At 56.8% G+C, this 15845-nt stretch carries 11 protein-coding genes; 6 read left to right on the top strand and 5 right to left on the bottom strand.

The features are described 5' to 3' along the window. Nucleotides 1–32: 32 nt before the first annotated feature. Both ACYVGU_RS15260 and ACYVGU_RS15265 read left to right on the top strand, forming a co-directional pair. A complete protein-coding gene (locus ACYVGU_RS15260; protein ID WP_460622760.1) occupies nt 33–440 on the top strand; it encodes a hypothetical protein in 408 nt (135 codons plus the stop codon). Between the two features lie 214 nt (nt 441–654). After that, nucleotides 655–1671 (top strand): hypothetical protein, encoded by a 1017-nt coding sequence (locus ACYVGU_RS15265; RefSeq protein WP_460622761.1) that lies wholly within the window; start codon nt 655–657, stop codon nt 1669–1671. A 30-nt stretch (nt 1672–1701) separates the two neighbouring features. Here ACYVGU_RS15265 and ACYVGU_RS15270 read toward each other — a convergent pair whose 3' ends face one another. Continuing rightward, nucleotides 1702–2223: an RlpA-like double-psi beta-barrel domain-containing protein gene (locus tag ACYVGU_RS15270; RefSeq protein ID WP_460613498.1), complete on the bottom strand. Its 522-nt coding sequence runs from the start codon at nt 2221–2223 to the stop codon at nt 1702–1704. 450 nt (nt 2224–2673) lie between these two features. Here ACYVGU_RS15270 and ACYVGU_RS15275 point away from each other — a divergent pair, with 450 nt between their 5' ends. From ACYVGU_RS15275 to odhB, 3 genes are all read left to right on the top strand, one after another. Next, on the top strand, nt 2674–3864 hold the full coding sequence (locus tag ACYVGU_RS15275; protein ID WP_460622762.1) for an SMP-30/gluconolactonase/LRE family protein: 1191 nt from the start codon (nt 2674–2676) through the stop codon (nt 3862–3864). Between the two features lie 201 nt (nt 3865–4065). Beyond that, complete coding sequence (locus tag ACYVGU_RS15280) at nt 4066–6912, top strand: 2-oxoglutarate dehydrogenase family protein (protein WP_460613501.1); 2847 nt, start codon at nt 4066–4068, stop codon at nt 6910–6912. A gap of 139 nt (nt 6913–7051) precedes the next feature. Further along, complete coding sequence (odhB, locus tag ACYVGU_RS15285) at nt 7052–8743, top strand: 2-oxoglutarate dehydrogenase complex dihydrolipoyllysine-residue succinyltransferase (protein ID WP_460622763.1); 1692 nt, start codon at nt 7052–7054, stop codon at nt 8741–8743. Nucleotides 8744–8947: 204 nt separating this feature from the next. Here the strand turns inward: odhB and ACYVGU_RS15290 are convergent, their stop codons facing one another. The 4 genes from ACYVGU_RS15290 to yedA all read right to left on the bottom strand — a co-directional run bounded on the left by ACYVGU_RS15290 (nt 8948) and on the right by yedA (nt 13907). Beyond that, nucleotides 8948–9316 carry a group III truncated hemoglobin gene (locus tag ACYVGU_RS15290; protein WP_460613504.1) on the bottom strand — a complete coding sequence of 123 codons (369 nt, stop codon included), beginning with the start codon at nt 9314–9316 and terminating at the stop codon, nt 8948–8950. A gap of 159 nt (nt 9317–9475) precedes the next feature. After that, entirely contained in the window at nt 9476–9877 is a 402-nt protein-coding gene (locus tag ACYVGU_RS15295; RefSeq protein WP_460613506.1) for a group III truncated hemoglobin, read from the bottom strand. Between the two features lie 210 nt (nt 9878–10087). Further along, entirely contained in the window at nt 10088–12832 is a 2745-nt protein-coding gene (locus tag ACYVGU_RS15300; RefSeq protein ID WP_460622764.1) for an alpha-L-rhamnosidase-related protein, read from the bottom strand. 130 nt (nt 12833–12962) lie between these two features. Beyond that, nucleotides 12963–13907 carry a drug/metabolite exporter YedA gene (gene yedA / locus ACYVGU_RS15305; RefSeq protein ID WP_460622765.1) on the bottom strand — a complete coding sequence of 315 codons (945 nt, stop codon included), beginning with the start codon at nt 13905–13907 and terminating at the stop codon, nt 12963–12965. Nucleotides 13908–14183: 276 nt separating this feature from the next. Between yedA and ACYVGU_RS15310 the strand changes: the two genes are divergently transcribed. Then, on the top strand, nt 14184–15845 hold the full coding sequence (locus ACYVGU_RS15310) for a M1 family metallopeptidase (protein ID WP_460622766.1): 1662 nt from the start codon (nt 14184–14186) through the stop codon (nt 15843–15845).

The raw sequence follows: 15845 nt of genomic DNA on the forward strand, positions 1-15845 counted from the left end.
ACCTCTCCTGCTCATTTCTTGTTTTTACACTCATGGATTCCACTGCTTCCACCCCCCAGACCCCGGCTATCCCCACTGTGCAGCTCGACGTAACCGACCAGCAGAACACAGCATTGCTCGAAGATACCCTGAACTTGCTGAACGGCGGTGCCCCCGAGAAAATCGGGGACCAAGGCCTAACGGAAATTGACCGCTGGGTTGAAGTGCTGCGGGCCTCGGAGCGGCCTGGCCTAGCCAAAATTATTCAGGAGCTGGCTACGCTGCGCGAGCAGCTTTCCGCCTCCGATACCCAGCCCCACGACATGGCTGAAACACTAGCTACCCTGGGCGCCGAAACCTCCAAAGTGGCCGACGAAACCTCCGATGGCTATAGCGCTCCGCTGGCACAATTAGGCAAACTGCTCATAAAGCTCGGCTCCACCCTCTCGCGCAAAGAGTAAGCAAGCTGCTAGGTCCGGCTCACGCACAAAGCCCCGGCTGCAAGCAGTCGGGGCTTTCTGATGGGGTAGCAACTCGTCGGATGCCAGGGGTGTGTAATTCAGCTTGCTGTTGAATAGTGAAGTGCCGCTGTAGCACAAGTTCGGACGCTTTCTGCACCTAGTGGCCGCAGATGTAGCCGTTGCCCGTACTTTTGCGCTTTCATTTCTGTCAGCTATGTCCGAGTTTCAGCCCCTAGACAACCTAACGTTGTATGATCCTTTTGAAGGCATGCGCTTTAGTATGCGCCACTGCTTTCTGTGCGGTACGCCCACTACCCCGCCCCAGGATACCATACCGGTATTTGCCGAGTGGCTGATGACGCGCTACCAGCTGCACGAACGGCAGATTAAACTGCTGGACCTGAGTATTGTAGCCTATCAAGACCTCCGGATTGCCTGCTGCCCAACCTGCCGAACGCAACACGTAGAGCCGCTGGAGGCACGCGTGGAAGCAGCAGCTGCGCAAGGCATAGCGGGCTTCCGGGAGCTAGATGAGCAGACCCTGTTTTTGTGGCTGGGTAAGATGTTTTACGGCATCCTGATGACGGAATTGCTGAATGAGCTAGACCCGCTAGCTAAGCCCCAGTATCCGCTGGCCGAAAATGCTCAGTTTCTGCGGCGTTTTCAAGCCTTTTTCCAGCCGTTGCAAGCGTTACGCGTACCCATGGAGTACGATGAGTTTACGCCCGGTTCCGTATTCATTCTGGAAACCGACCCGCAGGAAGACCCGCTGCCTTTCTGGTACGATGACGACCTGAGCACGCTCGCATTCAGCATTAAGCTCGATGAAACCGTGCTGGTAGCCTGCCTGGTAGATAATGGTATCATTCAGCAGGCCATGCGCCGCGTGTATCACGATGCCACCCGGCCATTACACCCAGTGCAAGTAGCTGAGTTTAAGGCCCGCGTGTACTATGCGGCGTATCTGCTGAACGTAATCCCCGACTATTACCCCCGGGCAGTGCAGCCAGGAGATACAGAGGTGGTGATGGATACGCTCATCGACGACGTAACCAACTCCATCTTTAATCCGTGGGAAAACAGCGCGTATGCCCAGTCGTTGCTGGAAATGTGGAAACAATGGCAGATTCCATTGGAAGAAATCATGCGTAATCCTGAGGAGCCACTGTCGTTTTTGTATGATGCTGACGGGCAGCCACAGGTACTAGCTCATTATCCGCCGCAATCCTAGCAGCCAGATAGAGAGAAGGTTACGCTAAGTTTAACTGGCTTGCCAAGTAGGCTCCGGCCCGAGCTTGCTAAGCCGGATATTAGGCCAACGGCCTTCTAAGCCTTTTTTGCATTCACGCTCGTTCACCAGCACATCCACGCAGTGGCGGTGGCGGCGGTTCATGGTGTCGTGAATAATATAGACGCCGTCGAGGTCGTCGGAAATACCGTGTACGCGCACTTTTTCGCCGTACTTGAAGGGTCCGCCCCACTTGTCAAGTAGGTCGCGGGAAACGGCAAGCCAGCGGGTTTTGCTGGAATGGCGCTTTGGAATGATGGAGCCGTCGGCGGTTTCCATCGGGTTGTCATCCGTCTGACCCACTTCGGGCCAGTAAGTAGTTGCCGTCACGCGGTACGACAAAGTCAGGGGCGCCTTTTTTAGGGGCATCACCGGTATGGCTACGCCAACCGGACGGGGGCTTAGGCTCGCCACGGTAGAGGGCAGGGCCAGAGCAGAAGCAGAAAGGGTACGGGGAGGGAAGAGGAACGTCAGTAGGAATAGCGCAATGGACATGGCTTAGGGGTTCGTGAACTCTCGCAATCTGGTCCGGAGAGGATGGACAGCCGGCCCGACTCGGCTATGGGAAGAGCGCCATCTGCGTTAGCACAGAAAAAACGCCCCAGTGAGTATAGTAAGCGGCGTTTAGGCCGAAAACAGACAAGTTTAAGGATAAAAGTGGAGCTAAATATAGATAATTATTATAATTAGTTGTACTTACAAAATGATGTGCTTTTGAAGGGGTCAAAGGTACACACTTTTTTTTAAATGGATTTTCGACCTGTGCTAATGAAATTAGTATTTACGCATAGCTAAAACCTGATATAGTCCGGCCCCTTACGCGGGCTACTAGCAGAAGGTTATACTAGGTATAGGAACCTCCCGGGAGAGAGTTCGTATGGAACTAACGAGCTCAGCCTTCTTACTTGAGCGGCCTCACACTTTCTCTTTCCTACTTCTCTATTCATGCTATATTCTGCTGTTTCAGGCTACCAAGCCACCGGACGTAGGCTGGGGTTGCTAGCCATTTCATTGCTAGCCGCGTGCTCCTCACCTGCTCCTTCCACTGATGGAGCCACCTCCACTGCCACCGACTCCACCGCTACTACCCCAGTGGCACCTGCCAACTCACCCTTACAGGTGGTAGCTCAGTTCCGGGAGCCGCAAATGGTGGGAGTAGCCGTGCTGCCTGATGGTCGCGTGTTTGCGGATTTTCCGCGCTGGGACAATAACCCAGTAGCGCCAGTAGCAGAAGTTGGGGCCGACGGTTCGGTTAAGCCTTACCCTGATGCCAACTGGTGTGCCTGGAACGAAACGGTTAAGAACGAGCCCCAGAAACACTGGATCTGCCCCCAGAGTGTACATGCCGACAAAACCGGCATGCTGTGGGTGCTTGACCCCGCCTCTCCGGGTATTAAAGGCACAGTACCCGGTGGGCCCAAGCTGGTCAAGATTGACCCCAAGACCAACCAGGTTGTGCAGAACATCAGCATCCCCGAAAACGTTGCCTCCCGCAAATCTTACCTCAACGATGTGCGCATCGATACCCAGAATAACTATGCCTACATCACTGAATCGGGGGTAGGAAGCTTAGTGGTGGTCGATTTAAAATCTGGCAAGTCGCGGAAGCTGTTGGCTACGCACCCATCCATGATGGGCGATACGACTCTCAACATCAAGGCAGATGGCAAGGAACTGATTGATGCTAGTGGAAAGCGGGCCCGCTTTAATGCGGATGGCATTGCCCTGAGCCAGGACATGCAGTACCTCTACTGGAAACCCCTAACGAGTTACACGCTATTCCGAATTAAAACGGAAGCCCTGCGTAACCCGGCTTTATCAGATGCCCAGCTGGCTCAACAGATTGAAGACCTAGGCAAAGTACCTGCCTCCGATGGAATGGAAATCGATGCAAAAAACAATCTGTACCTGACGGCATTCGAAGACCACTCCATCAAGCGCCGTACTCCCGATGGCAAGATAGAAACTGTGGTGCAGGATCCTCGCCTCGAATGGCCCGATACGTTTGCGTTTTCCGGCGATGGTAAAACTCTTTATGTTACCACCTCAGCCATTCACAAAACCCCTACTTGGAACAAAGGAGTAGGCAAGCAAGACCAGCCTTACTACATTTTCAAGATGGCTACCCCTCAGTAGAGGGTAACTATTCAGGAAGGCCGCTTCTGGTAGCAGAGGCGGCTTTTCTTTTTATTTGATAGATTGAAAGTTGTTAGATCTAACGCTACACCTAAAGAAATTATATACTTGATTTATAGGTTTATTTGAACATGCGAATATCAGTTTCTGCTTTCTAATTCTGCTATTTACCTTTACCCCCGAACCATCAGCTCCCACCGCATGGATGCTTACTCCTACATCGCCAATGCCCACGGCGAATATATTGATCAACTGTACCAGTCCTATAAAGCCGATGCGCAATCGGTTGACGTAAGCTGGCAGAAATTCTTTGAGGGCTTCGACTTTGCTCAGCAGTACTCCGAAAACGGTGGTGCGCAGGCTGATGGCGAAGGCGTGCTTACTACCTCGGCTAGCACCAACAACGCCGGAAGCATTCGGGCTGTTGACGCAGTTTCGGCCGATAAGGAAACGCAGGTACGTAACCTGATTCATGCCTACCGCAGCCGTGGTCACTTAGTAGCCCGCACTAACCCGGTGCGGGAGCGCAAAGACCGCAAGGCCCGTCTTAGCTTGTCTGATTTCGGCCTGAGTGAGGCTGACCTCGATACTACTTTTAAAAACGGCGAAGTAATTGGGCTGGGCACCAACGCCAAGCTCCGCGACATTGTGGCCGCGCTGGATAAAATATACACCCGCAGCATTGGCTTCGAGTATATGTACATCCGCGACCCACAGGTACTCGACTGGTTCCGCGAGAAAGTTGAAAAGGACTCGCTGAGCTTTAACCCTGGCGTGGAATACAAGAAACGCATCCTGAGCAAGCTCAACGAAGCCGTTGTATTCGAGAACTTCCTGCACACCAAATTTTTGGGTCAGAAGCGCTTCTCGCTGGAAGGCGGCGAAACTACTATTCCTGCCCTCGACGCCATCATTCGGAAAGGTGCTGAGTTGGGCGTGGAGGAAGTGATGATTGGCATGGCCCACCGCGGCCGCCTGAACGTGCTAGCCAACATCATGGGCAAAACCTACGAGCAGATCTTCTCGGAATTCGAGGGCACTGCCGTACCGGACCTGACCATGGGCGACGGCGACGTGAAGTACCACATGGGCTACAGCAGCCAGGTAGATGCCGGCAGCCGCAGCGTAAACCTGAAACTGGCCCCCAACCCTAGCCACCTGGAAGCGGTGAACCCGGTAGTAGAGGGCTTTGTGCGCGCCAAGCTCGACCATGGCTACAACAATGACTACAATAAGGTGTTGCCCATCCTGATTCATGGCGATGCTGCCGTAGCGGGTCAGGGCATTGGCTACGAGGTAACGCAGATGTCGCAGCTGGAAGGCTACAAGACGGGCGGTACCATCCACTTTGTTATCAACAACCAGGTAGGCTTCACGACGGACTTTGAAGACGCCCGCTCGTCTATCTACAGCACTGACCTAGCGAAGATTATCGATGCGCCGGTGCTGCACGTAAACGGCGACGACCCCGAAGCCGTGGTATTTGCGGTGCAGCTGGCCACCGAGTACCGCCAGCAGTTCCAGGCCGATATCTTTATTGATATGGTGTGCTACCGCCGCCACGGTCACAACGAGTCGGATGAACCGAAGTTCACGCAGCCTACGCTTTACAACCTCATCAGCAAGCACCAGAACCCCCGCGAAGTATACAACGCCATGCTGGTGCAGCGCGGCGATGTAGACGCGCAACTGGCAGCTCAGATGGACAAGGAATTCCGCGACACCTTGCAGGCCCGGCTGGACCTAGTAAAGCAGAAGCCGCTTCCTTATAACTACCAAGCCCTCGAAAACGAGTGGCGCAGCCTGCGCCGCAGCAAGCCTGAGGACTTTGAGCAGTCGCCGGAAACGGGTATCAGCGAGGAGCTGGTGCAGAAAGTTGGCAAAGCTCTCACGACGCTACCCGAAGGTTTCCGCCCCCTGAAGCAGATTGAAAAGCTGATGGAGGAACGCAAGAAGATGTTCTTCGAGTCGCGGACTCTGAACTGGGCGGCGGGTGAGCTGCTCGCCTATGGCTCGTTGCTGGCTGAAAACCACATTGTGCGCCTAAGCGGCCAGGATGTGCAGCGCGGCACGTTCTCACACCGCCACGCCGTACTGCACGACGCCGAAACGTCGGCACCGTACAACTCGCTGAATTACATCGGCGAAGGCCAGGAACAGTTGCGCATCTACAACTCGCTGCTAAGTGAGTACGGTGTGCTAGGCTTCGAATTCGGCTATGCCATGGCCAACCCCACGGCGCTGGTTATCTGGGAAGGGCAGTTCGGCGACTTCGCCAACGGCGCTCAGACCATGATTGACCAGTTCATTGTGTCGTCGGAGAGCAAGTGGCAGCGCATGAACGGCCTCGTGATGCTGTTGCCTCACGGTTACGAAGGCCAGGGCCCCGAGCATTCCAATGCGCGCCCCGAGCGGTTCCTGCAGCTAGCCGCTGAGAACAACATCATCGTGGCCAACATGACCACGCCGGCCAACTTTTTCCATGCCCTGCGCCGCCAGCTGACCTGGGAGTTCCGTAAGCCGTTGGTGGTGATGTCGCCCAAATCGATGCTGCGCCACCCGCTGTGCGTATCGCCGGTAGAAGAGTTTACCTCCGGTACCTTCCGCGAAGTACTCGGCGACGTGTACGCCGAAGACAAAAAGGTGAAGCGCGTGCTTTTGTGCTCGGGCAAAGTGTACTTTGATTTGCTGGAAGAGCAGCAGAAGTCGGGCCGCAGGGACGTGGCGATTGTGCGTCTGGAGCAGCTGCACCCCTTCCCCAAGAAGCAACTGGATGTGGAACTGGCCAAGTATCCAAAGGCAAAAGTGTACTGGGTACAAGAGGAGCCCGAGAACATGGGCTACTGGAACTACCTGCTGCGCTTTATGCGCCGCGAGCTAGAAGATGTGATTTCGCGCAAGCCTTCGGCGTCGCCGGCTACCGGCTACAACAAGGTGCACGTGAAAGAGCAGAAAGACCTAGTAGCCCGCGCCTTCGATAAGCCCATGGAGGCTGTGGCCGACAACAACATTGAAGCCACTGCCGAAATTGCTAAGAAGCAGGACTAAGCACAGCGCCCGACTGCTTCCGTACCGTACGGGTACTAGGCACTCGGGTGCTGCAAAGTCCCTCCCAATAAGTCGTTCAGGAGTGTAAGCTGCTTAGCTTGCGCTACAACCCCACCGAAACCCTTCAATTCTCCCACCTATGGGTCTGGAAATTAAAATCCCCGCCGTTGGCGAGTCTATCACCGAAGTTACCATTGCCAAATGGCTGAAAGCCGATGGCGACACCGTAAAGCGCGACGAAATCATTGCCGAGCTAGAGTCGGATAAGGCTACGTTTGAGCTGCCCGCCGAAGCCGATGGTGTGCTGAAAATCCGGGTAGCCGAGGGCGAAACCATTGGCATCGGGACTACCATTGCTGACATCAGCGGTGATGGCGTAGCTAGTGCGCCGGCGGCTTCGGCCCCTGCGGCAGCTCCGGCTGCTAGCACTTCGGCAGCTACCAGCGCCGATCCAGTAACCCAGGGCGAGCAAAACCCACAAGCCAGCAACCAAAGCGGTTATGGTGGGTCGCAGGCCGGCTCGGCTGATACGCCAACGGCTACCGCTCCGGCAGCTGCTCCAGCTAGCAATGGTGGCGGTGGTGCCACAGTGGAGATGAAGATTCCGGCAGTAGGGGAGTCCATTACGGAAGTAACCGTAGCCAAGTGGCTGAAAGAAGACGGCGCCCAAGTACAGCGCGACGAAATTATTGCCGAGCTGGAATCGGATAAGGCTACGTTTGAGCTGCCTGCTGAAGGTAGCGGCACCTTGCGCCACGCCGCCAAGGAAGGTGAAACCATTGGTATCGGGGCAACCATTGCCCGCATTGAGGGGGGTAGCGGCGCTACAGCTCCGACTTCGGCTCCGGCCGCTGCTCCGGCAGCTAGCCAGGCTGCTTCAGCGGCGGCTCCCATATCTTCCAGCGCTACAAGCTACGCTGCCGGCACGCCTTCGCCCGCGGCTGGTAAAATCCTCGGTGAAAAAGGTATCAACCCTGCCGATGTACAAGGCTCGGGCCGAGATGGTCGCATCACCAAGGAAGACGCCCAGAACGCTCAAGCTCGTCCGGCTGCTCCTGCTCCGGCCGCTACCCCTGCTGCTCCTGCTAAGGCTCCGGCGGCAGTTCAGGCCGCTCCGGCAGCTAGTGGTAACCGCAACGTACGCCGCGAGCGGATGAGCAACCTGCGCAAAACCGTAGCCCGTCGTTTGGTATCGGTGAAGAACGAGACGGCCATGCTCACCACCTTCAATGAGGTGAACATGCAGCCCATCATGGACCTGCGCAACAAATTCAAAGACAAGTTCAAGGAGAAGCACAGCGTGGGCCTCGGCTTCATGTCGTTCTTCACCAAGGCCGTGTGCGTGGCCCTGAAAGAGTGGCCGGCCGTGAATGCCCAGATTGATGGCACCGACATCCTGTACAACGACTTCTGCGACATCAGCATTGCGGTATCAGCCCCAAAAGGGCTGGTAGTGCCCGTAATCCGGAACGCCGAAGAGCTGTCGTTTGATGGCATTGAGAAGGAAATCGTGCGCCTCGCTACTCTGGCCCGCGACAATAAACTCACTATTGAGCAAATGACCGGCGGTACGTTCACCATTACCAACGGTGGTGTGTTCGGCTCTATGATGAGCACCCCCATCATCAACGCACCGCAATCGGCCATTTTGGGTATGCACAACATCGTGCAGCGCCCGATTGCCGAGAACGGGCAGGTAGTGATTCGCCCAATGATGTACCTGGCCCTCAGCTACGACCACCGCATTATCGACGGCCGCGAGTCGGTGTCGTTCCTAGTGCGCGTGAAAGAGCTCCTCGAAGACCCAACGCGTCTGCTTCTAGGTGTGTAACCAACTGTGAGTCTAGAATATAAAAAGCCGCGTCTCTGCTCTGAGGCGTGGCTTTTTCTTTAGAACTGGGTACATCAGTTTGTACAGCTTCCTCGGCAGTAAGCACAAAAAAGCCCCATGGAATAAACCATGGGGCTTTTTTCGGGTGGGTGGATGGGGTGAGGAAGGGGCGGGTATTGGGGGTGGGAATTAAAAAACGAGAGGTTAGGCACCCCGCGACACAGAGGCCATACTAGCCACTTTGGTCTTGGCTTCTTCCGCCTTGGTGCCAGCAAATTTTTCGTCAACGGTGCGTTTCAGCAACGAAACCCAGCGCTGAAACAGGGGGCCTTGCGCGGGCATGGCCGAATGCAACGGTACCATCTCGCCCTCTTTGTAGCGGGTGGTGCCTAGCAGGGCCGTGCTCCAGTAATCGTAAAGCGAGGTGAGGTGGCGGGGCCAGTGTACGCGCGCTACGGCGCTGCACAGCGGAGCCAGCAGCTCATCTTCGTTTGCTTTGCTGAACGCGGTATCCACCAGCGTCTTGATGTCACCTTCGGTGCGCAGATCAGGAAGAGTCGGAGTTATAGCCATACTGAAGAGGGGTAGGACGAGTGGATACGTAGCGAATTTACGCAGGTTGCAGAATATTCGCCAGTTATGAAGAAATATTTTCGCATATTCTTATGCGGTCTTCCTAATTGTGGCCCAATAGTATCTAAAATAATTTATAATTATCTCTTTGTGAAAAACTTATAGGATGTGCAGCGGGTCGCGGGCCTGCCTGATTCGGTACTCAAAAACGGTGGCAATATTGCCCGCCTTATGAATGGCTTCATCAGCAACGGGGCCACTGAAATGCGCATCTACATTCTCCACAAACAGAGTCAGCCAGCGCCGGAAATGCTGGCTATCTACTGGCAAAGCCAGATGTTTGGGAAACGGACGGCCCCGGTAGCGGCCTGTGCCAAGCAGCAGTCCACTCCAGAAATCGTACATGGTAGCCAGGTGGCGCGGCCAGTGGCCCTGCACCACTGCTTCGAAAATGGGGCCTAGCAACTCGTCTTGCTGTACCCGGCTGTAAAAGGAATCTACCAAAAGGCGGATGTCGGCCTCCGTGGAAATATCGGGCAGAGAAATAGCAGAATCAGCCATAGCCAAAGAAGAAATACGGTGAAGGAGAAGCGGCAGCAAAAATACTGGGTGAAGAGGTTTAGGCCGTTTGGCTACCTAGTACTAGCAGGCGTACTACCAACCAGTAGTAGGTTTGGCCTCTTAGGTACCCTAGTAGATAACAGAGTTACGATCAGAAACATGCCCCAAGCAAAACGCTCCGACTTACGTGAGCCGGAGCGTTCTGCTTTTCTACTTTATACGCGTCAGGCGGAGTTGGTCGAGCATGGCCTGGTTCACCTCCCCGTTCATATTTTCATTAGCCAGGTCAAAAGTGAGAGAGAGCGTAGCGGTGCCCTTTTGTAGCGTAACCAATATGGGGTTGGAGTAGCCCCAATCCGACCACTCCTCTACACCGCGCTGGGGCAGTACCGCGGTGCCTATGGGCGTGTTGTTGTAGCGCAACGCCCGGAAGGCGCACTTGTTACTGGTATTGATGGGGCCATTGCCGTTGGCGTAGCGGAAATCAACCGCATACAAGCCGGTAGCGGGCACCGGCACGCGCACCGTGAGGGTGCGGTTCTGCGTCGTGCTAATTTCCACAAAGCCCTTACCCAGGTAACCTTTGTACGGCTTAGTTGATTTGGCTGCGGCCGTTTCCAGCTCTACTACCGTGCGCAGCTTATCAGCCCCTACGGCCAGCGGCTCACTAGCAAAACTCTCGAAGCCGGCGGCATCCACGGCTACCACCTGGTACTCGGTATACATGCCAGGGCGAGCGGGAGCGGCAACGCTGGTTTCGGTGGTGCGGGCCGCAAACTGGCCGTTGCGTAGCACCTGGTAGGCTGTGGCTCCTTCCACGGGCGCCCAGGTGAGCTGGCCGTTGGCATAACGTACGGCGGGCGTGGGCAGGGCCACGTGATGGTCTACTTTATTTTGGGTAGAGGCGGCGGGAGCTTCGTTGGCCAGCTCGATTTGGATGGTATGCGAGCCGGTGAGGGTTGCGGGTATGGTCGCATCGGGCAGGGGCTGGCCGTCCATCGTGATGCTGCGAATGGTGCGCCCAAAGCCCGTCATCTCCACATGCAGCACGGCACTGCGGTATTTGAAACCGGTGAGCTTGCGTGTGCCCTGCAAAGCCTGCGGCACGAAGGGACGGAACGTGAGTTGGTCGGCCTGGAAGTCCATGCCAAACAAGCCTTTGTACACTAGCCCCAACGAGCCGGAAAGACTCCAAAGCATCACGCTGCTGTTTACCTGGGTGCCCGCAAAGTCGCCGTTGCTAGCCACAAAGTTCTCCTTGTTGGTCAGAAACAGCGCGGCGGGCCGAGCCACGGCCATCAGGCTTTCTAGGAAGGCGGTTTCGTTGCCCACTTTGGCGGCGGCTAAGCCCCAGTAGCTCTGCACGAAGGGCCACACGGCGTTATTGTGGTACGGCGGGATGCCCGAAATCTGGGGATAAATGCACGGAACACCGAAGGGCATCACGGGGGTACTGGTTACTACCCGGGTGGCCCGCGGCGCATCGGCTACCTCAAACAGCACCGTCAGGGCTTCGCCCAAGGCTTCGGCTTTCGGCGACAGGCTCAGGGCATTGCGCCCGTACAGGAACTGGCCATAATAGCCTTTTTCTTCCTGCCAAAGATGCTCATTGATGCCTGCTTTGATGCGGGCGGCGGCAGTCCGATGCTGAGCTGCTACGGCAGATTCTCCTAGCTTATCGGCCATCAGGGCCAGTACGTGGTTGGCCTGAAAGTGCGCCGCATTAGTGCCCAGGTTCTCGCTCTGGAAGATATCCACGGGCTGCATCCACTTCGGGTAAGTTTGCTCGCGCCAGTCCAGAAACGACGACTCGCCGCGCACTAGGCCTGTTGTGGCATCATAGGCGTTTTGCTGGTCGTCGTCAACGGTCTTTTTGATGATGGGGTACACCTTGCGCAGCCACGCCTCATCGCCGGTAGCTTTGTAAATTTCCCAGGCGGCCGTGGCCCAGATAACACGGTCGGTAGAGACGGGGTAGGCGCCGCCCGTGCCAGTGTCCTGAATGATGCGGCCATCGGGCGTGACTTTGCGCAACAAGCTGGTTTTGGCTACCTCGGGCTGCAGCAGTGCCTGCGAGAGAATAATGCTGTAGCTAATGTCGCGCGTCCAGACGCCGGCCCACTCCTGGCCCGTGCGGAAGGTGCCGTCGGGCTCCACGGCGCGCTTAGCCTCTTCCAGCGCTAGATTGTACAGGGCGTCCAGCAGCGGGTAGTCAGACGTCATCTGCGGGAAGCCCGACACATCGAGGCTCTGCTTCCAGCTGCTGGCAGTGGTTTTGGCATCGGAGTGCGAGTTCAGCACCAGCGTTGCCTCATAGATGCCGTTGCCGTCGGGGTCCTTCAGCTCGAGCTGGGGCTTATTGATCAGATTATCAAAGTCCCAACTCAGCGGCGCAGTGTTGCCGGCCACAAATACGTGTTTAAAGTCATCCTTGTACAGCTTCTGCCCATTATAGAGCTGGTAGAAGCCCTGCTGCTGGAAAGCCGCCAGCACCGGGCGCATATCCAACCGAATTTTAAGCGGCGTGTTGGGTGCCAGGTAGGTGTTGGCCGAAACCGGCCGTTTATCCACGTACTGCTGCCCGAAGACAATAACCGGCGTTTCGAGTGCTCCACCATTGGCTTGGGGTACGGCCATAAACACGTGGTCTTGGCCGGGCTGCATTTCGTTGTCTTTGCCGTTGAGGCTGAACTTGAAGCTTACCTGCGGGCTCTGAAACTCGTTGGCCGGGCTGTGGTAGTTGGAGGTCAGCTCTGTGCGCGTGAGGGCGCGGGCCACATTTCGGCCCTGCACCAACGAGTCGCGGAATACGGTGTAGGCCGCCGACTGCCACACGGGCGTAGCCGCGAGGTTTGGCGCGGCTGCAGGGGTAGTAGAAGTAGAGGCTTTTTGCATCTGGCAGGAACCAAGCAGGCCGAGCGTGAGCAGACTGGCCGAAAGAAAGGGGTTGCGCATAAGGGAAAGGTGCCGAACCCGACTAGGGCTCTCCGGAAAGATAACGATGCTACGGGGTTCTGGCGGCCTTGGTATAGTTCGGGCGGTTTGGGCCGGCGCGGGGGCTAGTAAACCGGCCGGTGCTGTATGGCTACGCGCCGTCGGGAGCTTCGGTGGTAGACTTCTTGCGTCCGCCCAGCACCACCAGCGCCACGGCCGTTACAATAAGGGCCGCACCACCTAGCATGCCTGCGTTCAAACTTTCGCCGGCAAAAGCCCAGCCCAGCAGCACTGCCACCACCGGATTAACGAAGGCATACGTACCCGCCAGCGCCGGCTCCACGGCTCGCAGCAGCCAGATGTACGCCGTGAAGGCCACAATGCTCCCGAACGTAACCAGGTACACATAGGCTATCCACGATTTCGTGGTGACTTGGGCCAGCTCGAACCCATCAGACTCGCCTTTCAACAGGCCCACCACCAGCATCACAAGGCCGCCGCACAGCATCTGCATGCCACCAGAAAGGAACGGCGACGGGGCCGGCTGATGACGCTTGGAGTACAATGAGCCTACCGCCCATACCATAGCCGCCGTCAGAACCATTCCTACGCCTAGCCCCTCGTGGCCGGGCAACGCCACGTGGCTGGCGCCCGGCGTGCGGGCCAGCAGGTACACGCCCACTAGCCCCGAAACCAGGCCCAAGGTTACCCACAGCGTGGGGCGCTGCGCCACCCCGCTCCACCAGCCCAGTATGGCTAGAAACATAGGCACCGTGGCCACCAGCAGCGCCGCTAGCCCCGTCGGGATGTACTGCTCGCCCAGGGTTACGCCGCCGTTGCCGAACCCCAGCAAACAGGTGCCAATAAAGAGTGCCGTGCCCCAGCCCCGCCAGGTGGGGGCCGGCTCGCCGCGCAGCCGCATCACGCCATACAGCAGCGCGCCGGCTAAGGCATAGCGGGTGCCGGCCATCAGCAAGGGCGGAATAGAATCAATAGCGAAGCGGATGCCCAGGTACGTGGAGCCCCAGATAATATACACTGCCGCAAAGGCAAGCAATAAAGAAACGCGGGTAGGGGAGGAAGCCGGAGTTGACATGAATGGAAGCGCAAATGAGGCCACAAACCTACGCCGCTTGGGCAAGTAATCTGGCCTTTCTTCCCGGAATGTGAGTAGGTGCCGCTCAAACAGTGCTCTGTACCTGAGCCGTAAACGCCGCTGCTGAGCAGGGTTGAGCCAGATTACTAGCCTAGTGCGCTCTGCATAGCGGTGGGGCCCGCTCACGCAGTAGCAAAAGCCCTAGCCCTGCGCGCATCGACAAGCAGCGCTTTGATGGTAATTCCGTTCTTTGCTTTGTACTCTATTCTCCTCTCCGTGCGTCCATCTGTTTCATTTCTTCTGGCCGGCCTGCTAAGCTGCTCGCTTGGGGCCTCGGCCCAGTTGCTGCAGCCCAAGCCCGCCTTCACCCGGGCTGACTCACTGCGCGGCGCCCTCACCCCGTTGCGCACCTGCTACGACGTCAACTACTATCACCTCGATGTAAAGCTGGACGTAGCCAAAAAAGCCATCAGCGGCTCCAACGAATTTCGGTTTACGGCTACGCAGGATTTCAGCAAGCTGCAGTTTGATTTATTTGCCAACCTGAAGGTGGACAAGGTAGAGTACTTGGGAAAACCGGTGCCCTTCACGCGGGAAGCCAATGCCGTGTTTGTAGCGTTTCCGGAAGCCATCCGGAAAGGCAGCCAGTCCGCGTTTACGGTGTTTTACTCGGGTCAGCCCACTGAGGCCAAGAACGCACCCTGGGACGGCGGCCTGGTGTTCACGCAAGATGGCAAGGGCAAACCCTGGGTGGCCACGGCTTGCCAGGGCGTGGGGGCTAGTATCTGGTGGCCCACCAAAGACCATCAGTCCGATGAGCCCGACTCTATGCTCATCAGCGTAACGGTGCCCAAAGGCCTCAAGGATGTCTCGAACGGGCGCCTGCGCAACACCACCAAGCTCAAAGGCGGCGCCACCCGCTTCGATTGGTTTGTGAGCAACCCCATCAACAACTACGACGTGGCCCTGAATGTGGGCGACTACACCCATTTCTCCGACGAATATGCCGGCGAAAAAGGCAAGCTAACCTTAGATTACTGGGTGCTGCCCGAAAACCTGGCCAAAGCCAAAACGCAGTTTGCGGCCAACGTGAAGCCTATGCTGAAAAGCATGGAATCGTGGTTTGGACCGTACCCGTTCTATGAAGATGGCTACAAGCTGGTGGAAACGCCGCATCTGGGCATGGAGCACCAAAGCGCCGTGGCCTACGGCAACAAGTACCTGAACGGCTACCTCGGCAAAGACCGCTCGGCCACGGGCTGGGGCCTGAAGTGGGACTTCATCATTATTCACGAAAGCGGACACGAATGGTTCGGCAACAATATCACCAGCAAGGATATTGCCGATATGTGGATCCACGAAAGCTTCACGTGCTACTCCGAGGCCTTGTTCGTGGAAAGCCAGTTCGGCAAACAGGCCGGGCAGCAGTACATCCACGGACAGCGCCGCAACATCCAGAACGACGGCCCTATTATCGGCCCCTACGAGGTAAACCGCGAAGGCTCCTCCGACATGTATGACAAGGGCAGCAACATGCTCAACCTCATCCGGACGGCCTACGTGCCCGACGATGCCAAGTGGCGCGAACTGCTACGCGGCCTCTCGCACACCTTCTACCACCAAACCGTGACCACCGAGCAAATACTAGGGTACTTCAACCAGCAAACCGGCCAGAACCTCGCGCCCATCTTCGACCAATACCTGCGCCATGCTGGCCTGCCTACCCTGGAGGTACGCTTCACGGAAACCGGTGCTCAGGCCCGCTGGATTGCCGAGGTGCACGAGTTTAACCTGCCCATTCGGGTGCGCACCAAAGGCGGCGAATACCGCACCCTGCCGCTTACTACCTCTCTTCAGCCCCTCAACCTGCCTGGCCTTACCAAAGAGAACCTGGAAATCGATACGGAGAACTACTACATCGGGGTGTTGGTGGAATAG

The sequence above is a fragment of the Hymenobacter tenuis genome, assembly GCF_054780495.1.